The organism is Xanthobacter sp. DMC47 (assembly GCF_056313845.1).
In genome coordinates, this window is the sequence record NZ_JBQUZM010000004.1 from 1,623,103 (window position 1) to 1,647,242 (window position 24,140).

Consider the following 24,140-nt stretch of genomic DNA (forward strand, 5'->3'; position numbering starts at 1 on the left):
ACGCCATGATGCGCGACTGGCAGACCCTCTCCTTCAACGCCGTTTTCGGCCTCCTCTCCCTCATCTCCGTCATCGTGCTGGCGGGGCCGACGCTGGTCATCCTCATCCTCTCCTTCACCGGCGAGGAGGCGCTGCACTTCCCGCCCGCCAGCTATTCGCTGCGCTGGTATGCGGCGCTCATCGACGCCAACGAATTGCAGGCCGCCCTGTGGGTGAGCCTGAAGGTCGCCGTCATCAGCGTCACAGCCTGCGTGGTGCTGGGGGTGGCCGCCGCGCTCGGCATCGCCCGCAGCAGCGGCCCGCTTGCGCGGGGGCTTGAGACGCTGTTTCTGTCGCCGCTCATCCTGCCGGCGCTGGCCTTCGGCTTCGCCGCGCTGATGCTGTTCTCGATCCTGGGGATGCGGCCTTCGACGCTGACGTTGGCCATCGGCCATATCGTGGTGTGCGTGCCCTTCGTGCTGCGCACCACGCTCGCGAGCCTCGCCCAGCTCGATCCGGCCCTGCTCGACGCCTCGCGCAGCCTCGGCGCCTCGCGCGTGCATACGTTCCGCACGGTGACGCTGCCGCTCATCAGCCCGGGCGTCGCCTCCGGCGCCTTCATCGCCTTCATGGCCTCGTTCGACAACGTGCCGGTGTCACTGTTCCTCCAGGATGCCCGCACGCAGGTGCTGCCCATCTATCTCTGGGACATCATCCAGAACCAGCTCGACAGCCGGGCCGCCTCCGCCTGCGGCGTCATCATCATCGCCACCGTGCTGATGATGGTGCTGATGGAGCGCATGGCCGGCTTCTCACGCTTCATGAAATGACCGGGAGAGAGACATGACCGGCCACCTCCTGAGCCTCGACGCCCTGAACGCCATGTCCGCGCCGGACTTCGCCGCCGCCCTCGGCCCGGTGTTCGAGAATGCCCCCTGGGTGGCGCAGGGCGCCGCCGCCGCCCGTCCCTTCGCCACCCTCACCGCTTTGCACCGGGCCATGCTCGCCGGCATCGAGGCGCTGCCCGGCCCGGCGCTGGCGGACTTCCTCAACGGCCATCCGCGCCTCTCCCCCGAAACCCTGCGGCGCGGCACCACGGCGGAGTCCACCGCCGAGCAGACCGCCCTCGGCCTCGATGCGATCGACGCCGACATCAGCGCCCGGCTGGACCGGCTCAACGCCGCCTATGAGGCGCGGTTCGGCTATCCCTTCATCCTCGCCGTGCGCAAGGCCTCGCTGGAGACCCTGTTCGCCACCTTCGAGCGGCGGCTCGCGGCGAGCCCCGAGGCGGAGCGCACCGAGGCACTGGCGGAGGTCGCGGCCATCTCCTGGATGCGGCTGCTCGACCGCGTGCGCGCCGCGCCCACGGGCAGCGTTTCCACCCATGTGCTCGACACCGTGCGCGCCGCGCCGGCCGGCGGCCTCGGCGTGGAGCTGTGGCGGCGGGAGAGCGACGGCGGCATGACGCGGCTCACCTCCTTCGTCACCAATGACGACGGCGCCTGCGACCACCATCTCCTCGGCAACGGCGATCTTGCCGCCGGCACCTACGAGTGGCGTTACGACACGCCCACCTATTTCGCCCGCCACGGCTATTCCACCACCGCACGCGCCTATCTCGGGAAGGTGCGCGTGGCCTTCACCGTGTGGAATCCCGAGGAGCATTTCCACGTGCCGCTCCTCCTTTCGCCCGGCTCCTACACCACCTATCGCGGCAGCTGAGGACGATCTGGCGCGCAATGTGCTTCTGGGCGGGCAATGTCGATTTTTGTCGCATTTCCAACGACCAGCCCGACAGGAGCGTATTTTGCCGGCATTGCAGGAAACCCGCACCAGCGTGACACTGGCCCCCGCCAAGCCCACCGGGCTCGCCGACCTCGGCGTGCTGCCCGCCGATGGCCTCGCGGTGAAGAAGGGGCGCGTGCATGAATTCCCGCAATTGCTGGCGGACGGCACCATCGGCCGGCGCTTCCAGGACCTGAAGGTCATCGCCATCAAGACGGAGGAGGCCGGCGCGCCGCTGGTGCGGCTCGTCGTGCAGTTCGAGGTGTTCGGCGACAACACCGCCGCCGCCGAGGCCGGCCCCGGTTTCGAGGCCGTGCTGAAGGCGGGCGACACGACGCTCGCCACCTTCACCTCCGGCAGCCTGTTCCTGCCCTTCGGCAATTTCTGGTACGCGAACCGCTTCGCCTTCGCGGTGCCCGTGGCGGATTTCGACGCGGCGGACAGGCTGGACTTCGTCGCCAAGGCAGAAGAGGTCCGGTCGCTCTGAGCGGCGAGGACTTCGCCATGAGCTTTCAGAAATGACCGACCCCGGCGTCCCCTATCCCTTCGTCCGGCGCGTGTCCCACCGCCTGCTCGGCGACATGCTGCGCATGACGCTGAGCGCGGCGCTGCACTATGACCTCACGCTGGAGGAGGGGCGCACCCTGTCGCGCGCCTTCACCGCCGTCGCCCACGACTGGCGGCGCACGGACTTCCTCTATCTCAGCCCCGTGGGCATGGATGGCGACTTCTCAGCCGCCGTCCATGCGGAGGGCGTGGACGTGGACACCGGCGGCGCGCCCCATCGCCTGAGCTGGGACGACGTGCGCGAACTCGCCGAACGCCTCGCGACGGAGTGAGGGTGGCGCGAGGCACTGGCGCTGCGGCAATGCCGCATGTCAGGTCCGGTGCCGGCATGGTAGTTCATGACCATGTGGATCATCGTCCTTGGCGCCACCGGCCTCATCGGCTCCGCCGTTCTGGCGCGGCTGGCATCGGCCGGGCATGAGGTCGTCGGCCTTGCGCGGAACATCGGCACGGCGGCCCGCACCCTGCCACAGGCCCGCTTCGTGGCGCTCGACCTCGGCACCGCGCCCCCTGAGCAGCTCGCCCGTGAGCTGGAGGGGGCGGACGCGGTGGTGAACGCCGCAGGCCTGCTTCAGGACGGGCCGGGCGAAAGCGTCGCGGGCGTGCATGTGGCGGGGATGGCGACGCTGATCGCGGCCTGCCGGCTCGCCGGTGTGCGGCGCGTGATCCATATCTCCGCCATCGGCGTCGATACGGGCGCGCCGTCCGATTTCTCCCGCACCAAACAGGAGGGCGATGCCCTGCTGGCGGCGAGCGGGCTCGATCATGTCACCCTGCGCCCATCGGTCGTGGTCGGCCGCAGGGCCTATGGCGGCAGCGCCATGTTCCGCGGGCTCGCCGCCTTGCCCGTCTTTCCGCTGTTTCCGGACACTGCCGATCTGCAGATCGTGCAGCTCGACGATGTGGCGGCGACGGTGGCCCATTTCGTCAGCCCAGACGCGCCGGCGGGCGTGGAGCTGGACCTCGCCGGGCCGGACCGGCTGCCCCTCAAAGCGGTGATCGCCACCTATCGCCGGTGGCTGGGCTTTGCGCCGGCGCGCACCGTCAGCGTCCCCGGCGGGATCGCCCATCTCATGTACCGCATCGGCGACGCGCTCGGCCGCCTCGGCTGGCGTCCGCCCCTGCGCAGCACGGTGGCGCGGGAGATCGCCCGCGGCGCCACCGGCGATCCCGGCCCGTGGATGGAGATGACCGGCATCCGTCCGCAATCGCTAGCCGATGCCCTCGCCGCCGAGCCGGCCGGCGTGCAGGAGCGCTGGTTCGCCGCCCTCTACGTGCTGAAACCGGCGATCTTCGTGGTGTTCGCCCTGTTCTGGATCGTCACCGGGCTTCTCTCCCTCGGCCCCGCCTATGATGCGGGCGTCGCTCTCCTGACGGCGGCGGGCGCCGGGCCCCTCGCCGCTCCGCTGGCCATCGGCGGCGCGCTGGCGGACCTCTCCATCGGCCTCGGCATCGCCGTGCGGCGGACCACACGCACGGCCCTGTGGGCGGCACTCGGCGTCTCGCTGCTCTATGTGGTCGCCGGAACGGCGCTCCTGCCGTCCCTGTGGACCGATCCGCTCGGCCCGCTGGTGAAGATCGCGCCCGTGATGATGCTGAACCTCGTCGCCCTCGCCATCCTGAGGGACCGGTGATGGCCTATCTCGTCCTGAAGTTCCTGCATGTCATGGGCGCCACGGTGCTGCTCGGCACCGGCGCCGGCATCGCCTTTTTCATGGTGGTGGCCCATGCCACCGGCCGAGCGGCGACGGTGGCGGCGGTGGCGCGCATCGTGGTGCTGGCGGATTTCCTCTTCACCGCCACCGCCGTGGTGCTGCAGCCCGTCACGGGGGCGCTGCTGGCGCAGGCGGCGGGCTATCCGCTCACCGAAGGGTGGATCGTGCTCTCCATCACCCTCTATCTCCTCACCGGCGCCTTCTGGCTGCCGGTGGTGGGGATGCAGATGCGCATGCGGACGCTCGCCGAGGCCGCCGCCGCGGCGGGCACGGCGCTGCCTGTCGCCTACCACCGCCTGTTCTGGACCTGGTTCGCCTTCGGCTGTCCCGCCTTCGCGGCGGTGCTCGGCATCTTCTGGCTGATGATCGCCCGCCCGGACCTGCCGGCCTTCACCCTCGGCTGACCGTCAGAAGTCCCCGGCCTCCTCCGGCGCGATCACCACCACCATGCCGTCCAGCGCCGGTTCCAGCTTCAGCTGGCAGGCGAGGCGGGAGGCGAGGGTGCGGTTCTGGCTGATGGCGAGCATCCGGCTTTCGCCGGGGCTGATCGGAGGCGCCGTCACGCCATCCGGCGGGGTAACGAAGACATGGCAGGTGGCGCAGGCGCAGCCGCCGCCGCACTGGGCGGTGAGTTCCTCGATGCCGGCCTTGCGGATGGCCTTGAGCAGCGTCGCGCCGTCGCGGCCCGTCACGTCCTGCCGGTCGCCGCTGCGGGTTTCCACGGTGAAGCGGGGCATGGATCAGGCGCCCTTCGGCCGGCTCGTGGCGGGTTTCATGGCAGGATCAGGGATGCGAGGTCCGCCACCGCCGGATGCTTTCCGCTGTCGCCGCCGTCGCGCGCGATCCGCACCGTGGCGAGGCCGGCGGATGCGGCGGCGTCGAGTTCGTCCATATTGCTGGACAGCACGAGAATCTGCGCCGGAGCGACGCCGATCTCCTGGGCGATGGCCTTGTAGGCCTCCTCCTCCAGCTTCTGGCCCATGCGGGTGTCGAAGAAGCCGTCGAGCAGCCCTGCCGCCTCCGAGCCGGCCGAGGACAGCCACAGCCGCTGCGCCAGTTCCGACGAGGAGGAGAAGGTGAAGAGCCGGAGCCCCTGTGCCTTCCAGGCGGCGAGGCTCGGCCCGGCATCGCCATGCACCTCAGCCGTGAAGGCGCCCGCCGCATAGCCTTCCTGCCAGATGCGGCCCTGGATGATCTTGAGCGGCGTCGGATTGCGCCCCTGCTTCATCCAGCGCAGCAGCAGGGCCTCCGCCTCGCGGGGCGTGAGGGAGAAGCCGCCCATGAGCCGGCCGGCCTCGTCCAGCGCCGCCTCGATCTCCTCGTCCTCCTCCCCATGCTCGGCGATGAAGGCGCCGAGCCGTTCGCGCGCATGGGGCAGCAGCGTCTCGTCGAGAAAGGACAGGGGCCCGAGAACGCCCTCGATGTCCATCAGCACCGCTTCTATGGCCATGGATGCGCCTCTGCCTCTGCGGGCCGCCTGTGTCGGGAAGGCGCCAGAACCGGCCCTCCGGACAAGGCAAGCACCGGCCGTGCCATTCCCATCGGACCTGCCGGCGCGCCCCCTGCAGCACGACCAAGACAGGCGCAGATTGGCGCTTGACTCAATTTTTATAATTTCCATAAAATTAATAGATTGATTCAACTCCTAGCTGTCCGTGCGCGGCTCTCGCGTGCGTCCATGTTCTTCCCGATTCCCAGCCGCAGGCGAGACCAACCGATGACAGATCAGCTGATCGAGACGCCCGCCATCGCCGGCGTTCCGCGCCGGCGCTCCCGCGATCATGCGGAGCGGGTGCCGCTCTGGCACACGGGGCTGGCGGCCGGCATCGTCTGGCTCGGAGCCGCCGGCTATGCCGGCCTCGTGTCGGATGCGGACGACTTCGCCTATACGCGGGAATTTGCCTTCGGCCTCGCCGGCATCGGCGGGCTCATCCTCCTCGCCGCGCTCGCCGGCCCGGTGGCGGGGCTGCGGCTGAAGGGATTGCGGCACTGGGGGCCGTGGCTTCTCGTCCTGCCCCTTGGCCTCATCGCCTGGGAGGCGGTGACGGCAAAACTTGAATTGCTGCCACGCCCCTTCTTCGTGCCGCCGCAAGCGCTGCTGGAAGTCTATCTCGACGACTGGCCGAAGCTCGGCCTCAGCGTCGTCGCCTCCCTGAAGCTCCTGGCCTGGGGCTATGCCATCGGCGCTGCCGTGGGTGTCACGCTCGGGGTCTCCATCGGCTGGTGGCGCATCGCCGGCTACTGGGCGCATCCGGTGCTGCGCTTCATCGGCCCGCTGCCGGCGACCGCGTGGCTGCCAGTGGCCTTCTTCCTGTTTCCCTCCTCGTGGAGCGCCAGCGTGTTCCTGCTCGCGCTGGCCACCGGCTTTCCCGTCACCATCCTCACCTGGTCGGGCATCGCCTCGGTCAACAAGGATTATTACGACATCGCCCGCACGCTCGGGGCCAGCCAGCGCTTCCTGGTGCTGAAGGTGGCCATTCCCGCCGCGCTGCCGCATGTCTTCGTCGGCCTGTTCATGGGCCTCGGCACCTCGTTCGCGGTGCTGGTGGTGGCCGAGATGCTGGGGGTGAAGGCGGGCCTCGGCTGGTACCTGCAATGGGCGCAGGGCTGGGCGGCCTATGCCAACATGTATGCGGCGCTGCTGGTGATGGCGCTGATGTGCTCCAGCCTCGTCACCCTGCTATTCCGGCTGCGCGACCGCACCCTCGCCTGGCAGAAGGAGCTGGTGCGGTGGTGAGCGTGGCCCTCTCCTCCCCCGCCGGCGCGCCCGCCCCGGCGTCCGGCCTGCGCCTCGACGTGGATCACGTGAGCCACGCCTTCCAGCTGGAGGGCGCCCCCCTCCCCGTGCTGGACGATGTGAGCTTCTCCGCCGAGCCCGGCTCGTTCGTCGCGCTGCTCGGGCCGTCCGGCTGCGGCAAGTCCACCCTGCTGCGGCTCCTCGCCGGGCTCGACCAGCCGGTCTCCGGCCAGCTCGCGGTGGACGGAACATCCATCACCGCGCCCGACCCCTCCCGCATCCTCGTGTTCCAGGACCCGACCCTCTATCCGTGGCGCACGGTGGAGGCCAACGTCTCTCTGGGACTGGAGGCACGCGGCCTCCTCAAGGCCCAGCGGCGGCGGGTGGGCGAGGCGCTGTCCCTCGTCGGCCTGTCGGGCTTCGCCAGCGCCTATCCGCGCCAGCTCTCCGGCGGCATGGCCCAGCGCGTGGCGCTGGCGCGCGCGCTGGTGAACGAGCCGCGGCTGCTGCTGCTCGACGAGCCCCTGGGCAAGCTCGACAGCCTCACGCGCATCACCATGCAGGGCGAGATCCTGAAGCTGTGGCAGGACGCCCGCTTCACCGCCCTCCTCGTCACCCATGACGTGGAGGAGGCCCTGTTCCTCGCCGAGCGGGTGATCGTCTTCTCCGAGCGGCCGGCCCGCATCAAGGCCGACGTGAGCGTGGACGTGCCCTATCCGCGCCATCGCGGCGATCCGCGCCTCGCCGAATTGCGCCACCATCTGCTCGGCCTCCTCGGCCTCGACGCGACATGGTGAGCCCTTTTCCCGAACCCCATTCATCAGCCCGATTTCAGGAGTCCGCCATGACCGACGATACGCAGACAAACGGCCTTGATGCCCCCCGCGCCACCTCCCGCCGCAGCCTGCTGCGCTACGGCCTCGCCGCCGGGGCCGCCACCATCGCCGGTGCCGCCGGCGGACGGGTGCTCGCGGCCAACCTGATGCGCCCGCCGGCGAGCAGCGTGCCCGATTTCCCGCTCTGCCTCACCGCCGCGGAGGGTGCCGCGCCCACCGGTCCGCTGCGGCCGCTCAAGCTCGCGTGGAATGCCAGCGCCATCTGCACCGCCGCCGCCCCCGTGGCGAAGGAAACGGGCATCTTCGCGCGCCACGGCCTCGATGTGGACTTCGTCAATTTCGGCAGTTCCACCGAGCAGCTTCTGGAAGCCATCGCCACCGGCAAGGCCGATGCCGGCATCGGCATGGCGCTGCGCTGGCTGAAGCCTCTGGAACAGGGCTTCGACGTGAAGATCACCGCCGGTGTCCATGGCGGCTGCCTGCGCCTGCTCGGCGATGCCAGCGCCGGCGTCACCAAGGTGTCGGACCTCAAGGGCAAGACCATCGCCATCTCCGACCAGGCTTCGCCCGGCAAGAACTTCTTCTCCATCTACCTCGCCGAGCATGGCGTCGATCCGTTCAAGGACGTGGAGTGGCGCCAGTATCCGGTGGAGGCGCTGCCCCTCGCCATCGACAAGGGCGAGGCGCAGGCTTTGGCCGACGCCGATCCGCGCACCTGGATCTGGATCAAGGACTCCAAGGGCAAGCTCACCGAGATCGCCACCAACCTCTCGGAGAAGTATGTCGATCGCGCGTGCTGCATCATCGGCGTGCGCGGCAGCCTGATCCGCGACGAGCGGCCCGTCGCCACCGCCCTCACCCGGGCCATCCTGGAAGGCGCGCACAAGGTGGGCGCCGACCCCGAGCTCGCCGCCCGCACCTTCTCCGGCTATGGCGGCAAGGGCTCCGTCGACGACCTCGTGGCCATGCTGAACAGCCAGGACCACCACCACGCCCCGGTCGGCGCCGACCTCAAGACCCAGCTTGCGGCCTATACGGACGAACTTAAGCTGGTGCAGGTCATCAAGCCCGCCACCAACTCGCAGCGCTTCGCCGAGAAGATCTATGCGGACGTGCTGACCGTCTGAGGGCGGCACATCGGGACCAGGCGGGCGCGGCCCGCTTTGGCGGCGGCGGCGGGCCATGTTACCCTCAGGCGCAGCCCTCCCCCGATCCATGAGCCGTCCCTTGCCTGCCGGTTACCGTTGCCTCCTTGCCGGGCTGATCGCCTGGACTCTGGCGCTTTCCATCGCCGCTTCGGCGCCCGCCCGCGCGGCGGATGCCGCCTTCACGCGGTTCATCGCATCCTTGTGGCCGGAAGCGCAGGCGGCCGGCGTCTCGCGCGCCACGTTCGAGCGGGAGACGGCCGGCCTCGAGCCCGACTACAAGCTGCCCGACCTCGCCCTGCCCGGCCGCCCCTCCACCGGTGCCGGCGGACAGGCCGAATTCGTGCAGGTGCCGGCGGCCTATGTGAAGGAGGCCACCATCGCCCGCCTCGCCGCCGAGGGGCAGCGGCTGATGCAGAAATACAAGGCGCCCCTCGACCGCATCGAGGCCATGTTCGGCGTACCCGCGCCCGTGGTGCTGGCCATCTGGGGCCGCGAGACGGATTTCGGCCGCTATACCTCGCCCCACGACGCGCTCAAGGTGCTGGCGACGCAGGCCTATGCGGGCCGCCGCAAGGACCAGTACCGCACCGAGTTCATTCTCGCCCTCAAGATGCTGCACGACGGCGACGTGAGCCGGAAGGATTTTCGCGCCTCCTGGGCCGGGGCGACCGGCCTCACCCAGTTCCTGCCTTCCGATTACGTGAAGCACGGCGTCGATCTCGACGGCACCGGCCATGCGGACATCTGGCATTCCGTGCCGGACGCCCTCGCCTCAGCCGCCAAACAGCTCGCCGACAAGGGGTGGCAGCCTGGCGTGCGCTGGGCCTATGAGGTCTTGGCGCCGGTGAATGCCGACTGCACCATGGGCGTGCCGGAGTTCAAACAGCCCATCGGCGAGTGGATCCGCGCCCGCTACGCCCCCGTCCGCCGCCTCTCCGCCACCGAGGTGGCGCAGCCCGCCTCGCTGCTACAGCCGGAAGGCACCTACGGCCCGGCCTTTCTCACCACGGCGAACTACTTCGTCATCAAGCAGTATAATTTCTCGGACCTCTACGTGCTGTTCGTCGGCCACCTCTCCGACCGCATGACCGACCCATCGCCCTTCCGCACGCCGTGGTCGGCCTCCTCCCAGCTCAAGACGAAATCAGTGGAGGCCATGCAGAAGCACCTGGCGCAGCTCGGGCTCTATTCGGACAAGATCGACGGCAAGGCGGGCATGCAGACCCGCGCGGCACTTGGCGCCTACCAGAAGTCCGCCGGACTCAAGGTGGATTGCTGGCCGAGCGAAGCGGTGCTCAACGCCATGAACGCCGGCCGCTGAGGCTCAGGGGATCGCGCGGTCCTCGTCGGGGCGGTGGAAGGCGAGGACGAAGACGACGGAGGAGAGCGCCAGCACCGCCATCAGGCCGAACCCGTCAGCGAACGAGCCGCGCAGAGACAGCACGAAGCCGGTGATGACGGGCGCGACGAAGCCGGCCAGCGCGAAGCAGAAGTCCATGATGCCGAGCGCAGTGGCTGCCTTCTCCGGCACGATGTCCACATTCACCGCAAAATACGCCGCATTCGCGCCCATGGAGGCGGCGACCGCCAGCGAGATGCAGGCGATGGCCACCGGCAGGCTGGCGCTGAACGCCACCGGCACCACCGCGAGCGCCGCCACCAGTTGCGTCCCGGCGATGAGATAGGAGCGCGAGACGCGCAGGCGGCCGGTGGTCTTCAGGAGGTGATCCGACCAGCGCCCCAGCGCCCACAGCGCCACGGCGGCACAGAGCCACGGCAGCACGGTGAAGGCGCCCACGGCGGCAAGGTTCAGCCCGTAGGATTGCTGGAGATAGCTCGGCAGCCACGCCATGAAGAAGAACAGGAAGTAGCCGAAGACGAAGAAGGCCCAGTAGTTCACCAGCAGCGTGCGGTTGGTGAGCAGCACCCGCACCTCGCTCATGCGCGGCCAGCGGCGGACCGGCGCAGCCTCCGCCATCTGGCCCGCGCGGATGAAGGCCAGTTCCTGCGCATTCACATGGCGCGACTGGGCCGGGTCGTCGCGGAACAGGACGTACCAGAGCGGCACCCACAGCAGCGACACCACGAACAGCACGGCGAAGGTGCCGCGCCAATCCAGCGCCGCCAGAAGCTGCGTCACGATCGGCCCGCCGCAGGCGAGCGCCACCGGCACCGCCACGAGGGCATAGGAGAGCGCGCTCGCCTGCCGGGCCGGCGGCAGCCAGCGCTCCACGGCGCCGGTGACGGCGGAGAAGTTCGGACCTTCCGCCATGCCCAGCAGCGTGCGGGCGAGATAGAGAGTGAGAAAGCCGGAGGCGAGGCCGGTGAGGCCGATGGACAGGCTCCACAGCACGGCCGCGATGCTCAGCACGATGCGCGCGCCGTAGCGGTCCACCGCGAAGCCACCGATCAGCGTCGTCACCGCATAGCCGAGGCCGAAGGCGCCGAGAATGGTGCCGGCGGCCGCCTTGGACAGCCCCAGCTGCTGCTCCATGGCCGGGATGGCATAGGAGATGGCGGCGCGGTCGATGTAGTTCACCACCGTGATGGCGAACAGAAGGAAGATCACCACCCTGTGGAACCGCGTCGCCGCCATGGATCGCCCCCCTGCCGCGCGCTGTGAATCACCGGCCGGGCGCACCATGGCCAAGCTGGGCGGTCTTAATCAAGGGCCAAGCACGAGCAGCGCGGACTTCGCTTCGCAGACCAGCGCCCTCCATTCCCGCCGTCGCCCTCCGGCTTGACCGGAGGGCCCATGTCTGCGCCGGGACAAACGGCCGGATGGGTGCTCCGGTCGAGCCGGAGCACGACGGCGGTGAGGGCATGGGGCCGCCGGCACGAAGCGCCGGGCGCGAGGCGGAAGGACGCGGGGGCGGCCGCCCTCACTCCGGCCCGTCGATGAGCGGATCGGGCCGCGCGAAGGCGGCGAGGGCCGAGCGATCGGCGAGGGTGATGACGGCGCCGCGACTCGTCACGCCATGGGTCTTCAGCACGGCGAAGGCGCGGGAGAGGTTCTCCGGCGTCATGCCCAGGAGCGAGGAGAGCACCCTTTTCTCGAACGGCAGAGTGATCCGCCCCGCCCCTTCCGCGTCGGCGCGCTGGAGCAGCCAATTGGCGAGGCGCTCGGCCCCCGTGCGCAGCTTCTGGCCCTTCACCTCCTTCACCGCCCGGCGATAGCCGCGGGCAAGCTCGGTGACCACGGCGCGGGTGAAGGCCGGGTCGGTGCCCAGCGCATCGCGCACCTTCTCGGCCGGGATCATCAGCACCTGGGATTTCTTGAGGGTGCGGGCGGACTGGAGATAGATGCGCGCGTTGAGCACCGCGGCGAGGATGAAGGTGCCCACCGGCTCGACGATGCTCATGGTGGTCTCGCGCTCGCCGGAGGTGGCGTAAAGCTCCACCTGCCCTTCCACCACCACGTGCAGGAAATCCGCCTCGTCGCTCTCATTGATGAGCGTCACCCCCGGCGGGAACCGCTGGAGAAAGGCCGTGCGCACCAGCTCCGCGAAGGTCTCCTCGCGGGCGTCTGCGAACAGCGGCAGGCTTCGGATCACGGCGGCGTCGTCGGGCCTCATGCGCACCTCTTATCGGCACCCCTGCCAAGGCATCGCGCACGGATTGACAAATGTCAATCGCAACGTCAAAACTTGTAAAACATAGAACAGAATAAAGATATTTATCTCCGATTCATCCAGTAAGTACCTCCTGTTTTCTGATGACCGAAGTCTATTACTGATACAGATCAAAGAAGCCACGGCGCCCCCGCCGCAGGTTTGCGACGCGCGGCCCGGCCGCGACTTTGCAACTGGCGGGTTGAAGCCATGCACACCCCTCTCGAGGCGAGCCAAAGCGACCAGCGGCGCGCCCTTTCCATGAGCACCCTCGCCTTCACCGTGTGCTTCGCGGTGTGGACGATCTTCTCCATCATCGGCATCCGCATAAGGCAGGATCTCGGCCTCTCGGACACCGAGTTCGGCCTCCTTATCGGCACGCCCATCCTCACCGGCTCGCTCATCCGCGTGGCGCTGGGCGTGTGGGCGGATGTGTATGGCGGGCGCGTGGTGTTCGCCCTCACCATGCTGGCGGCGGCGCTCGCCACCTTCCTCCTCACCTATGCCGCGACCTATCCGCAGTTCCTGCTGGCCGCGCTGGGCGTCGGCATCGCCGGCGGCTCCTTCTCGGTGGGCGTCGCCTATGTGTCGCGCTGGTATCCGGCGGGCAAGCAGGGCACCGCGCTCGGCATCTTCGGCGCCGGCAACGTGGGCGCGGCCGTCACCAAGTTCCTCGCACCCTTCGTGCTGGTTGCCTTCGGCTGGCAGATGGTGGCGCAGGTGTGGGCCGCCGCCCTCGTAGTGATGGCGGTGCTCTTCTTCGTCACCACCAAGGATGATCCGGTGCTGGTCGAGCGCCGCCGCCTCGGCATCAAGCCGAAGAGCGCTTGGCTGGAGCTGGAGCCGCTGAAGAACGTCCAGGTGTGGCGCTTCTCGCTCTATTATTTCTTCGTCTTCGGCGCCTTCGTCGCGCTGGCGCTGTGGCTGCCCCAGTATCTGGTGAAGGTCTACGGCCTCGACATCAAGCAGGCCGGCATGATCGCCGCCGCCTTCTCCGTGCCGGCGAGCCTGTTCCGCGCCTATGGCGGGCATCTCTCGGATGTCTACGGCGCGCGGCGGGTGATGTACTGGACCTTCCTCGTCTCCGTCCTCGCCACCTTCGTGCTGTCCTATCCGCCCACGGACTATGTGGTGCGCGGCATCAACGGGCCGATCACCTTCCACATGGAGATGGGCGTCGCGGGCTTCACCGTCACGGTGTTCGTGCTCGGCTTCTTCATGGCGCTGGGCAAGGCCGCGGTCTACAAGCACATCCCGGTCTATTACCCCAACAATGTGGGCGCCGTGGGCGGCCTCGTGGGGATGATCGGCGGCCTCGGCGGCTTCGTGCTGCCCCTCGCCTTCGGCGTGCTCAACGACCTGACCGGCCTGTGGACCAGCTGCTTCATGCTGCTGTTCGTCATCGCGGTCGGCGCGCTCGCCTGGATGCACCTCGCCATCCGCCACATGGAAAAGGAGGCCTCCGCTCCGGCGCTGGCCACCTTGCCCGAGCTGCCGGAAATGCAGGGCATGCCCACCCCCGCCCTTCCCGCCCGCAAGGCCGGCGCGGTGCTGACCGACTGGCGGCCCGAGGACAAGACGTTCTGGGCCACGACCGGCAGCGCCATCGCCCGGCGCAATCTGTGGCTCTCCATCCCGGCGCTGCTCCTGTCCTTCGCCATCTGGCAGGTGTGGTCGGTGGTGGTGGCGAAGCTGCCGCTGGTGGGCTTCAAATTCACCACCGACCAGCTCTTCTGGCTCGCCGCCTTGCCGGGCCTGACCGGCGCGACGCTGCGCATCTTCTACTCCTTCATGGTCCCGATCTTCGGCGGGCGGCTGTGGACGACGCTCACCACCTGGTCTCTCATCATCCCCGCGCTCGGCATCGGCTATGCGGTGCAGAACCCGGACACGCCCTACATCGTCCTGCTCATCCTCGCGCTGCTCTGCGGCTTCGGCGGCGGCAACTTCGCCTCCTCCATGGCCAACATCTCCTTCTTCTTCCCCAAGGCGGAGAAGGGCAACGCGCTGGCGCTGAATGCCGGCCTCGGCAATCTCGGGGTCAGCGTGGTGCAGTTCGTGGTGCCGCTCGTCATCACCATGGGCATCTTCGGCACCTTCGGCGGTGATCCGGCGACGGTGAAGACGGCTGCGGGGCCGGCGCCCCTGTGGCTGCAGAATGCCGGCTTCGTCTTCGTGCCCTTCATCGTGCTCTCGGCCTTCGGCGCGTGGTTCGGCATGAACGACATCGCCGACGCCCGCGCCTCCTTCCGTGAGCAGTCGGTGATCTTCCAGCGCAAGCACAACTGGATCATGTGCTGGCTCTACACGGGCACGTTCGGCTCCTTCATCGGCTATTCCGCGGGCTTTCCTCTCCTCACCAACATCCTCTTCCCGGAGGTGAACGCGCTCTCCTACGCCTTTCTCGGCCCCCTCGTCGGCGCGCTCGCCCGCTCCGGCACGGGCTGGCTGGCGGACCGCTACGGCGGCGGGCGGGTGACGCTCTTCGTCTTCGTGCTGATGATGGCGGGCGTGTCGGGCGTGCTGTGGGCCATCGGCATGCGGGCGGAGCCCTGGGCCTTCTCGGCCTTCTTCGCGGCCTTCCTCGTGTTGTTCTTCGCCACCGGCGTCGGCAATGCGTCCACCTTCCAGATGATCCCCGCGATCATGGCGAAGGAGATAGACCGCCTGATGCCCGCCGCCGACGCGGAGGCGCGCCGCAAGCAGGCGGAGAAGGAGGCGGCGGCCATCACCGGCTTCACCTCGGCGATTGCCGCCTTCGGGGCCTTCTTCATCCCCAAGGGCTACGGCACCTCCATCGCGCTCACCGGAGGGCCGGAGGCGGCGCTCTGGGCCTTCCTCGGCTTCTATGTGAGCTGCCTGCTCATCACCTGGGCCGTCTACACCCGCAAGGGCGGCCTCCTCCACGACATCGAGCGCGGGATCGCCCCGCGCGCCACCCCCCGTCCGGCTGCGGCCGCGTAACGGAAGGCACGATCATGTCCCATTTCCTCGACCGGCTCACCTTCTTCCGCCGCGAGACCGAGCCCTTCTCCAACGGCCACGGCATCGTCACCCACGAGGATCGCTCGTGGGAGGACGGCTACCGCAAGCGCTGGCAGCACGACAAGATCGTGCGCTCCACCCACGGCGTGAACTGCACCGGCTCCTGCTCGTGGAAGATCTATGTGAAGGGCGGCATCGTCACCTGGGAAACCCAGCAGACGGACTATCCCCGCACCCGGCCGGACCTGCCGAACCATGAGCCGCGCGGCTGCGCCCGTGGCGCCTCCTACAGCTGGTATCTTTATTCCGGCGCCCGGGTGAAGCATCCCATGGTGCGCGGGCGCCTGCTGAAGCTCTGGCGCGAGGCACGGGCGAAGCTGCCGCCGGTGGCCGCCTGGGCCTCCATCGTCGGCAACGCGGAAAAGCGCGCGTCCTACACCTCGATCCGTGGCCATGGCGGCCTCGTGCGCGCCAGCTGGGACGAGGTGAACGAGATCATCGCCGCCGCCAACGCCTACACCATCCGCAAGCACGGCCCGGACCGGGTGGCGGGCTTCTCGCCCATCCCGGCCATGTCCATGGTCTCCTATGCGGCCGGCGCGCGCTATCTCTCGCTGCTCGGCGGCGTGTGCCTCTCCTTCTACGACTGGTATTGCGACCTGCCGCCGGCCTCGCCGCAGACCTGGGGCGAGCAGACCGACGTGCCGGAAAGCGCCGACTGGTACAATGCCGGCTTCATCATCGTGTGGGGCTCCAACGTGCCGCAGACGCGCACGCCGGACGCCCATTTCTACACCGAGGTGCGCTACAAGGGCACCAAGAGCGCGGTGGTGACGCCGGACTATGCCGAGGCCACCAAGTTCGCCGATATCTGGCTGAACCCCAAGCAGGGCACCGACGCCGCGCTGGCCCTCGCCATGGGCCACGTGATCCTGCGCGAATATCATCTTGACCGGCAGGTTCCCTACTTCGACGATTACCTGCGCCGCTATTCGGACATGCCCTTCCTCGTGCGCCTCGTGGAACGCGACGGGCGGCTCGTGGCCGAGCGGATGCTGCGCGCCTCCGACCTGCCCGGCGGGCTCGGCGAAGGGAACAATCCCGAGTGGAAGACCGTCGCCTTCGATGACGCCAGCGGCGATCTCGTCGCCCCCGTCGGCTCCATCGGCCACCGCTGGGGCGAACAGGCGAAATGGAACCTGGAGGAGAAGGACGGCACCGGCCGCGCCCTGCGCCTGCGCCTCTCGCTGGAAGAGCACGCGGACGAGATCGCGGCCGTGGACTTCCCCTATTTCGGCGGCCGCGCCACCGAGCATTTCGTGGCCACGAACCATGGCGAGGTGCTGACGCGCAACCTGCCCGTCCGCCTCATCCAGGGCGCGGACGGCAGCGTGATGAAGGTCGCCACCGTCTACGATCTCATGATGGCGAACTACGGCCTCGACCGGGGCTTCGGCGGCGGCAATGTCGCCGTCTCCTATGACGAGGACGTGCCCTTCACCCCCGCGTGGGCCGAGCGCATCACGGGCGTGAAGCGCGACGCCATCATCACGGTGGCGCGCGAATTCGCCACCAATGCGGAGAAGACCAACGGGCGCTCGATGATCATCATCGGCGCGGCCATGAACCACTGGTATCACATGGACATGAACTACCGGGGGGTCATCAACCTTCTGGTGTTCTGCGGCGCCATCGGCCAGTCGGGCGGCGGCTGGTCGCACTATGTGGGGCAGGAAAAGCTGCGCCCGCAGACCGGCTGGCAGCCGCTCGCCTTCGGCCTCGACTGGTCGCGCCCGCCCCGGCACCAGAACGCCACCTCCTTCTGGTATGCCCACACGGACCAGTGGCGCTACGAGACGCTGACCGCCGGCGAAATCCTCTCCCCCACCGCGCCCAAGGGCGAGTGGGACAAGAGCTTCATCGACTACAATGTCCGCGCCGAGCGCATGGGCTGGCTGCCCTCTGCGCCGCAGCTGAAGCAGAACCCCCTCGCCATCGCCGCCAAGGCCAAGGCCGCCGGCCAGGAGGTGAAGGACTATGTGGCCTCCGCTCTGAAGAGCGGCGAGCTGGAGCTGTCCTGCCACGATCCGGACCACCCGGACAACTGGCCGCGCAACCTCTTCGTCTGGCGCTCGAACCTGCTCGGCTCCTCGGGCAAGGGGCACGAATACTTCCTCAAGCACCTGCTGGGCACACAGCACGGCGTGATGGGCAAGGACCTCGGCGCCGAGGGCGCGGTGCGAAACACGGAAGTCGCGTGGCACGAGGAAGCGCCCACCGGCAAGCTCGATCTTCTGGTGACGCTGGACTTCCGCATGTCCACCACCTGCGTCTACTCGGACATCGTGCTGCCCACCGCCACGTGGTACGAGAAGAATGATCTGAATACTTCGGACATGCACCCCTTCATCCATCCCCTGTCCGCAGCCGTGGACCCGGCGTGGGAGGCGCGTTCCGACTGGGAGATCTACAAGGGCCTCGCGCGCACCTTCTCCGCCGTCGCGCCCGAAGTGCTGGGGGTGGAGACGGACACGGTGCTCACGCCCATCCTGCACGACACGCCCGCCGAGATCGCGCAGGCGCTGGATGTGAAGGACTGGCGCAAGGGCGAGGTGGAGCCCATCCCCGGCAAGACCATGCCCACCGTGACCGTGGTGGAGCGCGACTATCCGGCGACCTACGCCCGCTTCACCGCGCTCGGCCCGCTGATGGAGAAAATCGGCAATGGCGGCAAGGGTATCGCCTGGAAGACCGGGCATGAGGTGGAGGCGCTGAAAGCCCTCAACGGCACCCATCGCGACGGCCCGGCCAAGGGCCTCGCCAAGATCGAGAGCGACATCGACGCCGCCGAGGTCATCCTCATGCTGGCGCCGGAGACCAATGGCGAGGTGGCGGTGAAGGCGTGGGAGGCCCTGTCCCACAACACCGGCCGCGACCACGCCCACCTCGCTCTGCCCAAGGAAGACGAGAAGATCCGCTTCCGCGATGTGCAGGCGCAGCCGCGCAAGATCATCTCCTCGCCCACCTGGTCGGGCATCGAGAGCGAGAAGGTCTGCTACAACGCCGGCTACACCAACGTCCACGAACTGATCCCCTGGCGCACGCTCACCGGCCGCCAGCAGCTTTATCAGGATCATCTGTGGATGCGGGCCTTCGGCGAGGAGCTGGTGACCTGGAAGCCGCCGGTGGACCTGAAGACCATCCCCGGCCATCGCAATGCCAAGCCCAACGGCAACCGGGAAATCGTGCTCAACTTCCTCACCCCGCACCAGAAGTGGGGCATCCACTCCACTTATACTGACAATCTCCTGATGCTCACCTTGAACCGGGGCGGGCCGGTGATCTGGATCAGCGAGGACGACGCCCGCGCGGCCGGCCTTGCCGACAATGACTGGGTGGAGGTGTTCAACGCCAACGGCGCATTGACTGCCCGCGCCGTGGTCTCCCAGCGCGTCATGCCCGGCATGGCCATGATGTATCACGCGCAGGAGAAGATCATTAACACCCCCGGCTCCGAAATGACCGGCAAGCGCGGCGGCATCCATAATTCCGTGACGCGCACGGTGCTGAAGCCGACCCACATGATCGGCGGCTACGCCCAGCAATCCTACGGCTTCAACTATTACGGCACGGTCGGCGCTAACCGCGACGAGTTCGTGGTGGTGCGCAAGATGAACAAGGTCGACTGGCTCGAGGATGAGCTGCCGGCCGCTTCCCAAAAGGAGATGGCCCAATGAAGATCCGCGCCCAGATCGCCATGGTGCTGAACCTCGACAAGTGCATCGGGTGTCACACCTGCTCCGTCACCTGCAAGAACGTGTGGACGAGCCGCCAGGGCGTGGAATACGCCTGGTTCAACAATGTGGAGACCAAGCCCGGCGTCGGCTACCCCCGCGAGTGGGAGAACCAGACCAAGTGGAAGGGCGGCTGGCGCCGCAAGGAGAACGGCAAGATCGAGCCGCGCATCGGCGCGAAATGGCGGGTGCTCTCCAACATCTTCGCCAATCCCGACCTGCCGGAGATCGACGATTACTACGAGCCCTTCACCTTCGACTACGAGCATTTGCACAATGCGAAGGAATCGAAGGCCTTCCCCACCGCCCGCCCGCGCTCCCTCGTCTCCGGCGAGCGGATGGAGAAGATCGAGTGGGGGCCGAACTGGGAGGAGATCCTGGGCGGCGAGTTCGCCAAGCGGCGGAAGGATGTGAATTTCGAGGGTGTCGAGGCCGAGATCTACGGCCAGTTCGAAAACACCTTCATGATGTACCTGCCGCGCCTGTGCGAGCACTGCCTGAACCCCACCTGCGCGGCAGCGTGCCCCTCCGGCGCCATCTACAAGCGCGAGGAGGACGGCATCGTCCTCATCGACCAGGACAAGTGCCGGGGCTGGCGCATGTGCGTCTCGGGCTGCCCCTACAAGAAGATCTATTACAACTGGTCTTCGGGAAAGTCGGAAAAGTGCATCTTCTGCTATCCGCGCATCGAGGCGGGCCAGCCGACCGTCTGCTCGGAGACCTGCGTCGGTCGCATCCGCTATCTCGGCGTGCTGCTCTATGACGCCGACCGCATCGAGGCGGCGGCGAGCGTGAAGGACGAGAAGAAGCTCTACCAGGCCCAGCTCGACCTCTTCCTCGATCCGAAGGACCCCGCCGTCATCGCCCAGGCCCGCGCGGATGGCGTGCCGGATGCGTGGATCGAGGCGGCGAAGGTCTCGCCCATCTGGAAGATGGCCATGGAGTGGAAGGTCGCCTTCCCGCTCCATCCCGAATACCGCACCCTGCCCATGGTCTGGTACGTGCCGCCGCTCTCCCCCATCCAGTCCGCCGCCACCGCCGGCAAGATGGGCATGGATGGCGAGATGCCGGATGTGCGCTCCCTGCGCATCCCCTTGCGCTACCTCGCCAATTTGCTCACCGCCGGAAACGAGGAGCCGGTCGCCCTGGCGCTGGAACGCATGCTCGCCATGCGCGCCTACATGCGGGCGAAGACGGTGGACGGGCGCATCGATGCCCGCGTCGCGACGAAGGTCGGCCTCACCGGCGCGGACATCGAGGACATGTACCAGACCATGGCCATCGCCAATTACGAGGACCGCTTCGTCATCCCCACCGCCCATCGCGAGGCAGGCGAAGACCCGTTCGATCTGCGCGGCTCGTGCGGCTTCTCCTTCGGCAACGGCTGCTCGGGCGGGGACAGCGATGTGAACCTGTTCGGCAGCCCCACCCACACGCCCGGCCGGCGCACCAAGACCCCGATGGAGGTGGAGTGATGGACGACAACCTCACCCTCAAGGCCCTCTCCCGCCTCCTCCTCTATCCCGAGGCGGCATTGCAGGATGCGGCGCCCCACATCGCCGACGCGCTCATCCAAGACGGCCGGCTCGATGCCGCAACCCGCCTCGCCCTGATGCCGCTTCTGCGGTCGCTGGCCGGTGAAGACCTTTACGACCTGCAGGAGGCCTATGTGAGCCTCTTCGACCGCACGCGGCGCCTGTCCCTGCACCTGTTCGAGCATGTGCACGGGGAGAGCCGCGACCGCGGGCAGGCCATGGTGGACCTCGCGGCGCTCTACGAGAAAGGCGGCCTCGCCATCACCGCCAACGAGCTGCCGGACTTCCTGCCGCTGTTCCTGGAGTTCGCCGCCACCCGCCCGCAGGCGGAGGCCGAGGGACTGCTCGCCGACGTGGACCACATCCTCGCCACGCTGGAGGAGCGCCTTGCCGAGCGCGGCTCGCTCTATGCCCCCGTGCTCACCGCCGTGCGCCGACTTGCCGGCGCGCAGGCTGAGGCCGTGCCCGCAGCGGCGCCCGCGCGAGAGGCCGAAGACCACTCCGCCCTCGACCTGAATGCGCTGGACAGGGAGTGGGAGGAGACCGCCGTCACCTTCGGCCCCGGCGATGCCGCGTCCTGCGGCGTCGATCGCTTCCGCACCCAGCTGCGCGCCGCCCAGCGCGATGCGCGCGACCCGGCGCGCCAGCCCGCGCCCCAACCTGCCGCCTGAAGGAGACGACCATGTCGCAGGCCATCAATTCAGCCCTGTTCGGCTGGTATCCCTACCTCTGCCTCACGGTGTTCCTCGTCGCCAGCCTCATCCGGTTCGACCGCGAGCAATACACCTGGAAGACCGGCTCCTCGCAGATCTTGCGCAAGCGGCAATTGCGCTGGGGGTCGAACCTCTTCCACGTGGGCATCCTCGTCATCTTCATCGGCCATGCCGGCGGCCTGCTGACGCCCATCTGGGTGTTCGACGCGCTGGGCATCTCGCACAGCTTCAAGCAGGGCCTCGCCATCACGGTGGGCGGCATCGCCGGGGTGATGTGCTTCATCGGCATCGCGCTTCTGGCCCATCGCCGGCTGTTCGATCCGCGCATCCGGGCGAATTCCAGCTTCGGCGACACCGCCATCCTGCTGCTGCTCTGGGTGCAGCTCACGCTCGGCCTCTCCACCATCTTCGTCTCGCTGCATCACATGGATGGGCACGAGATGGTGAAGTTCATGAACTGGGCGCAGGGCATCCTCACCCTCCAGCCGGCGGCGGCGGCCTATGTGGCGGACGTGAGCCCCATCTTCAAGGCGCACCTCGTGCTGGGCATGACGATCTTCCTCGTCTTCCCCTTCACCCGCCTCGTGCATGTGTGGAGCGCGCCGGTCTGGTATCTCGGCCGGCCCGGCTATCAGGTGGTGCGTTCCCGCCGGCCCGCGCACAAGCCCGTCGCCGCGCGCCCGCAGCCGGCGACGGCGGCGGTGCGCCCCGCCGCCCGTCCCATCGGCAATCCGGCGGAGTGAGGGCCATGGTCGAGATCGTCAGCCTCTCCAGCCCCCGCCCCATCGGCCGCCGGCCGCAGGAGATCCGCGTGGATGGCGTCGCCATCTCCCGCGCCGATATCGCCCGCGAGGCGCAGAACCATGCGGCGGCCGATCCCGCCGCCGCATGGCAGGCGGCCGCCCATGCCCTCGTGGTGCGCCAGCTGCTCCTCGCCGAGGCCGACCGCCTCGGCATCGCCGCCGCGCCGGAAGAGGACGACGAGGATCGCCGCGAGACCGAGGAAGAGGCGGTCATCCGCGCCCTGCTCGAGGAAGAGGTGAAGGTGCCCACGGCGGACGAGGCGACCTGCCGGCGCTATTTCGCCCGCAACCCGGCTCTGTTCCGCACCGGCGACCTCTATGAGGTGGCGCACATCCTCATCGCCGCCGATCCGGCTGACGCGGAAGCCCGACAAGCGGCGCGGGAGAAGGCGGAAGCCATGCTCCCCGCCCTTCTCTCCGGCGCCGTGGCGTTCGAGATCGCGGCGCGGGAGACCTCCGCCTGCCCCTCCCGCGAGGTGGGCGGCAGCCTCGGCCAGATCGGCCGGGGCCAGACCGTGCCGGAGTTCGAGACGGCGCTGGCGGACATGGCGCCGGGCGCCATCCATCCGGAGCCGGTGGAGACGCGCTACGGCTTCCACATCGTCCGCCTCGCCCACCGCGTGGAGGGCCGCGCTTTGCCGTTCGAGATGGTGCGGGAGGCCATCGCCGGCCATCTGGAACTGTCCTCCTGGCACGCGGCCATGCGCCAGTATGTGAGCCTGCTCATCGGCCGGGCCGACATCCGGGGGATCTCCATGGAAGGGGCGCAATCGCCCCTCGTGCAATAGGGGGCCGCCATGCTGCTCGGAAGCCTGCTGCGGCGCCTGCGCGATGAACGCTTTGCGCAGGAAACCCTCCTTGGCCTCGGCGATCTCTCCCTCGTCGCCCGCGCCGATGCGGCTGGCGCGCCCTATGGCGAGAGCGCGGCGGACTATGCCGCCTCCGCCTGCGCCCGCTTCGGGGACCAGGCCGGCGACGAGGACTGGCTGGCGCTGATGACCGCGCTGGAGCGCAGCACCGACCCGGCTGCCACCTGCCTTCGGACCATGACCGAATGGGCGCTGAAGGACGATGCGGCGGCGGCAGCGCGGGAGGCCGAAGACGCCGCCCGTGACGGCGGCGGCTGTGGCTGCGGCGGGGGCGGCGGCTGCGGGGGCGGCGGAGGCCATGGTGGGAGGCACAGTGGAGGCCACCATGGGCACGGCTGAGCGCCCCCGCCCGGACGGCATCCTTGACGAATTGTTCGACAACAATCTCGCCTGGGCCCGCGCCAAGACGGAAGAAGACCCCACCTTCTTCCGCCGCCTCGCGGAGCAGCAGGCGCCGCGCTTCCTGTGGGTCGGCTGCTCCGACAGCCGGGTGCCGGCGAACGACGTGGTGGGCCTCGACCCGGGCGAGCTGTTCGTCCACCGCAACATCGCCAACGTCGTCCATTCCAGCGACATGAACATGCTGGCGGTGCTGGAATTCGCCGTGGAGGTTCTGGGCGTGCGCCATGTCATCGTCTGCGGCCATTATGGCTGCGGCGGCGTGCGGCGGGCGCTGGAGAATGCCGCCGGCGCGGGCGGCGGCGCGCTGGTGGACCACTGGCTCGCCCCCATCGTCGATCTCTACTGCCGCCACCGCCGGGAGATCGCGGCGGCGGGCGACACCGCCCGGCAGATCGACCGCATGTGCGAGCTGAACGTCGCCTTGCAGATGCGCCGCCTCGCCGCGACCCCGGTCATGCAATCCGCCTGGGCGCGCGGCCATCGCATCACCGTGCATGGCTGGATCTACGGCATCGGCGACGGCCTGCTGCGCGACCTCGGCACCACCATCTCCTCGCCCGAAGACTTCGCCGCTTTGCCGGCGCTCGACGCCCTCATCGCCGCCCCGGCCGAGCCCATGACCGCCGCCCGCCGGCACGCCATCGCCGCCTTCCTGGAGCTG

Annotated in this window: 21 protein-coding genes and 1 pseudogene; 18 read left to right on the forward strand and 4 right to left on the reverse strand. The window is 68.7% G+C overall.

Translation table 11 applies throughout. From position 1 onward, the window contains the following. Positions 1 to 5 precede the first annotated feature (5 nt). From ACT54R_RS19390 to ACT54R_RS19415, 6 genes are all read left to right on the forward strand, one after another. Positions 6 to 809: an ABC transporter permease gene (locus ACT54R_RS19390; RefSeq protein ID WP_476328897.1), complete on the forward strand. Its 804-nt coding sequence runs from the start codon at positions 6 to 8 to the stop codon at positions 807 to 809. Between the two features lie 13 nt (positions 810 to 822). Further along, the gene (uraD, locus tag ACT54R_RS19395) at positions 823 to 1,701 is read left to right on the forward strand and encodes a 2-oxo-4-hydroxy-4-carboxy-5-ureidoimidazoline decarboxylase (RefSeq protein ID WP_476328899.1); all 879 of its coding nucleotides are present in this window, start codon (positions 823 to 825) and stop codon (positions 1,699 to 1,701) included. Positions 1,702 to 1,816: 115 nt separating this feature from the next. Further along, entirely contained in the window at positions 1,817 to 2,251 is a 435-nt protein-coding gene (locus tag ACT54R_RS19400) for a hypothetical protein (RefSeq protein WP_476328901.1), read from the forward strand. A 31-nt stretch (positions 2,252 to 2,282) separates the two neighbouring features. Next, a complete protein-coding gene (locus ACT54R_RS19405) occupies positions 2,283 to 2,603 on the forward strand; it encodes a hypothetical protein (protein ID WP_476328903.1) in 321 nt (106 codons plus the stop codon). 72 nt (positions 2,604 to 2,675) lie between these two features. Next, positions 2,676 to 3,965 (forward strand): SDR family oxidoreductase, encoded by a 1,290-nt coding sequence (locus ACT54R_RS19410; protein ID WP_476329237.1) that lies wholly within the window; start codon positions 2,676 to 2,678, stop codon positions 3,963 to 3,965. After that, complete coding sequence (locus tag ACT54R_RS19415; RefSeq protein ID WP_476328905.1) at positions 3,965 to 4,450, forward strand: DUF2269 family protein; 486 nt, start codon at positions 3,965 to 3,967, stop codon at positions 4,448 to 4,450. Before ACT54R_RS19410 ends, ACT54R_RS19415 begins: the two co-directional genes overlap by 1 nt. A gap of 3 nt (positions 4,451 to 4,453) precedes the next feature. Here the strand turns inward: ACT54R_RS19415 and ACT54R_RS19420 are convergent, their stop codons facing one another. Both ACT54R_RS19420 and mtnC read right to left on the reverse strand, forming a co-directional pair. Then, positions 4,454 to 4,783 carry a 2Fe-2S iron-sulfur cluster-binding protein gene (locus ACT54R_RS19420; RefSeq protein WP_476328907.1) on the reverse strand — a complete coding sequence of 110 codons (330 nt, stop codon included), beginning with the start codon at positions 4,781 to 4,783 and terminating at the stop codon, positions 4,454 to 4,456. A 35-nt stretch (positions 4,784 to 4,818) separates the two neighbouring features. Continuing rightward, on the reverse strand, positions 4,819 to 5,496 hold the full coding sequence (mtnC, locus tag ACT54R_RS19425) for an acireductone synthase (RefSeq protein WP_476328908.1): 678 nt from the start codon (positions 5,494 to 5,496) through the stop codon (positions 4,819 to 4,821). 267 nt (positions 5,497 to 5,763) lie between these two features. Here mtnC and ACT54R_RS19430 point away from each other — a divergent pair, with 267 nt between their 5' ends. From ACT54R_RS19430 to ACT54R_RS19445, 4 genes are all read left to right on the forward strand, one after another. After that, positions 5,764 to 6,783 (forward strand): ABC transporter permease, encoded by a 1,020-nt coding sequence (locus tag ACT54R_RS19430; protein WP_476328910.1) that lies wholly within the window; start codon positions 5,764 to 5,766, stop codon positions 6,781 to 6,783. After that, complete coding sequence (locus ACT54R_RS19435) at positions 6,777 to 7,580, forward strand: ABC transporter ATP-binding protein (protein ID WP_476328912.1); 804 nt, start codon at positions 6,777 to 6,779, stop codon at positions 7,578 to 7,580. The genes ACT54R_RS19430 and ACT54R_RS19435 overlap by 7 nt, the downstream gene beginning before the upstream one ends. 47 nt (positions 7,581 to 7,627) lie before the next feature. Then, a complete protein-coding gene (locus ACT54R_RS19440) occupies positions 7,628 to 8,746 on the forward strand; it encodes an ABC transporter substrate-binding protein (protein WP_476328914.1) in 1,119 nt (372 codons plus the stop codon). Positions 8,747 to 8,834: 88 nt separating this feature from the next. After that, the gene (locus tag ACT54R_RS19445) at positions 8,835 to 10,088 is read left to right on the forward strand and encodes a lytic murein transglycosylase (protein ID WP_476328916.1); all 1,254 of its coding nucleotides are present in this window, start codon (positions 8,835 to 8,837) and stop codon (positions 10,086 to 10,088) included. Between the two features lie 3 nt (positions 10,089 to 10,091). Here ACT54R_RS19445 and ACT54R_RS19450 read toward each other — a convergent pair whose 3' ends face one another. Together ACT54R_RS19450 and ACT54R_RS19455 are read right to left on the reverse strand one after the other, a co-directional pair. Further along, positions 10,092 to 11,363 carry an MFS transporter gene (locus ACT54R_RS19450; protein ID WP_476328918.1) on the reverse strand — a complete coding sequence of 424 codons (1,272 nt, stop codon included), beginning with the start codon at positions 11,361 to 11,363 and terminating at the stop codon, positions 10,092 to 10,094. Between the two features lie 286 nt (positions 11,364 to 11,649). After that, positions 11,650 to 12,342: a helix-turn-helix domain-containing protein gene (locus tag ACT54R_RS19455; RefSeq protein WP_476328920.1), complete on the reverse strand. Its 693-nt coding sequence runs from the start codon at positions 12,340 to 12,342 to the stop codon at positions 11,650 to 11,652. Positions 12,343 to 12,588: 246 nt separating this feature from the next. Here ACT54R_RS19455 and ACT54R_RS19460 point away from each other — a divergent pair, with 246 nt between their 5' ends. The 8 genes and pseudogenes from ACT54R_RS19460 to ACT54R_RS19495 form a co-directional block, all read left to right on the forward strand. Next, positions 12,589 to 15,342 carry a nitrate/nitrite transporter gene (locus tag ACT54R_RS19460; protein WP_476328922.1) on the forward strand — a complete coding sequence of 918 codons (2,754 nt, stop codon included), beginning with the start codon at positions 12,589 to 12,591 and terminating at the stop codon, positions 15,340 to 15,342. A 14-nt stretch (positions 15,343 to 15,356) separates the two neighbouring features. Then, on the forward strand, positions 15,357 to 19,100 hold the full coding sequence (locus ACT54R_RS19465; RefSeq protein WP_476328924.1) for a nitrate reductase subunit alpha: 3,744 nt from the start codon (positions 15,357 to 15,359) through the stop codon (positions 19,098 to 19,100). Then, complete coding sequence (gene narH / locus ACT54R_RS19470) at positions 19,097 to 20,632, forward strand: nitrate reductase subunit beta (RefSeq protein ID WP_476328926.1); 1,536 nt, start codon at positions 19,097 to 19,099, stop codon at positions 20,630 to 20,632. The genes ACT54R_RS19465 and narH overlap by 4 nt, the downstream gene beginning before the upstream one ends. Further along, entirely contained in the window at positions 20,632 to 21,363 is a 732-nt protein-coding gene (gene narJ, locus ACT54R_RS19475; protein ID WP_476328928.1) for a nitrate reductase molybdenum cofactor assembly chaperone, read from the forward strand. The genes narH and narJ overlap by 1 nt, the downstream gene beginning before the upstream one ends. Positions 21,364 to 21,374: 11 nt before the next feature. Beyond that, entirely contained in the window at positions 21,375 to 22,148 is a 774-nt protein-coding gene (narI, locus tag ACT54R_RS19480) for a respiratory nitrate reductase subunit gamma (RefSeq protein WP_476328930.1), read from the forward strand. Positions 22,149 to 22,153: 5 nt separating this feature from the next. After that, positions 22,154 to 22,996, forward strand: a complete 843-nt coding sequence (locus ACT54R_RS19485; RefSeq protein ID WP_476328932.1) for a peptidylprolyl isomerase — start codon at positions 22,154 to 22,156, stop codon at positions 22,994 to 22,996. A 9-nt stretch (positions 22,997 to 23,005) separates the two neighbouring features. Next, entirely contained in the window at positions 23,006 to 23,416 is a 411-nt protein-coding gene (locus ACT54R_RS19490; protein WP_476328934.1) for a hypothetical protein, read from the forward strand. Continuing rightward, a pseudogene (locus tag ACT54R_RS19495) lies at positions 23,403 to 24,062 on the forward strand (carbonic anhydrase); the annotation flags it as partial. The gene ACT54R_RS19490 and the pseudogene ACT54R_RS19495, both read left to right, overlap by 14 nt. Positions 24,063 to 24,140: the final 78 nt, after the last annotated feature.

Bases quoted from the DNA above. Each gene is read 5' to 3' on its own strand.
- narI (WP_476328930.1), top strand. From the start codon at position 21,375: ATGTCGCAGGCCATCAATTCAGCCCTGTTCGGCTGGTATCCCTACCTC.
- narJ (WP_476328928.1), top strand. From the start codon at position 20,632: ATGGACGACAACCTCACCCTCAAGGCCCTCTCCCGCCTCCTCCTCTAT.
- ACT54R_RS19460 (WP_476328922.1), top strand. From the start codon at position 12,589: ATGCACACCCCTCTCGAGGCGAGCCAAAGCGACCAGCGGCGCGCCCTT.
- ACT54R_RS19485 (WP_476328932.1), top strand. From the start codon at position 22,154: ATGGTCGAGATCGTCAGCCTCTCCAGCCCCCGCCCCATCGGCCGCCGG.
- narH (WP_476328926.1), top strand. From the start codon at position 19,097: ATGAAGATCCGCGCCCAGATCGCCATGGTGCTGAACCTCGACAAGTGC.
- ACT54R_RS19455 (WP_476328920.1), bottom strand. From the start codon at position 12,342: ATGAGGCCCGACGACGCCGCCGTGATCCGAAGCCTGCCGCTGTTCGCA.
- ACT54R_RS19465 (WP_476328924.1), top strand. From the start codon at position 15,357: ATGTCCCATTTCCTCGACCGGCTCACCTTCTTCCGCCGCGAGACCGAG.
- ACT54R_RS19440 (WP_476328914.1), top strand. From the start codon at position 7,628: ATGACCGACGATACGCAGACAAACGGCCTTGATGCCCCCCGCGCCACC.
- ACT54R_RS19415 (WP_476328905.1), top strand. From the start codon at position 3,965: ATGGCCTATCTCGTCCTGAAGTTCCTGCATGTCATGGGCGCCACGGTG.
- ACT54R_RS19405 (WP_476328903.1), top strand. From the start codon at position 2,283: ATGACCGACCCCGGCGTCCCCTATCCCTTCGTCCGGCGCGTGTCCCAC.
- mtnC (WP_476328908.1), bottom strand. From the start codon at position 5,496: ATGGCCATAGAAGCGGTGCTGATGGACATCGAGGGCGTTCTCGGGCCC.
- ACT54R_RS19490 (WP_476328934.1), top strand. From the start codon at position 23,006: ATGCTGCTCGGAAGCCTGCTGCGGCGCCTGCGCGATGAACGCTTTGCG.
- uraD (WP_476328899.1), top strand. From the start codon at position 823: ATGACCGGCCACCTCCTGAGCCTCGACGCCCTGAACGCCATGTCCGCG.
- ACT54R_RS19390 (WP_476328897.1), top strand. From the start codon at position 6: ATGATGCGCGACTGGCAGACCCTCTCCTTCAACGCCGTTTTCGGCCTC.
- ACT54R_RS19445 (WP_476328916.1), top strand. From the start codon at position 8,835: ATGAGCCGTCCCTTGCCTGCCGGTTACCGTTGCCTCCTTGCCGGGCTG.
- ACT54R_RS19430 (WP_476328910.1), top strand. From the start codon at position 5,764: ATGACAGATCAGCTGATCGAGACGCCCGCCATCGCCGGCGTTCCGCGC.
- ACT54R_RS19450 (WP_476328918.1), bottom strand. From the start codon at position 11,363: ATGGCGGCGACGCGGTTCCACAGGGTGGTGATCTTCCTTCTGTTCGCC.
- ACT54R_RS19410 (WP_476329237.1), top strand. From the start codon at position 2,676: ATGTGGATCATCGTCCTTGGCGCCACCGGCCTCATCGGCTCCGCCGTT.
- ACT54R_RS19420 (WP_476328907.1), bottom strand. From the start codon at position 4,783: ATGCCCCGCTTCACCGTGGAAACCCGCAGCGGCGACCGGCAGGACGTG.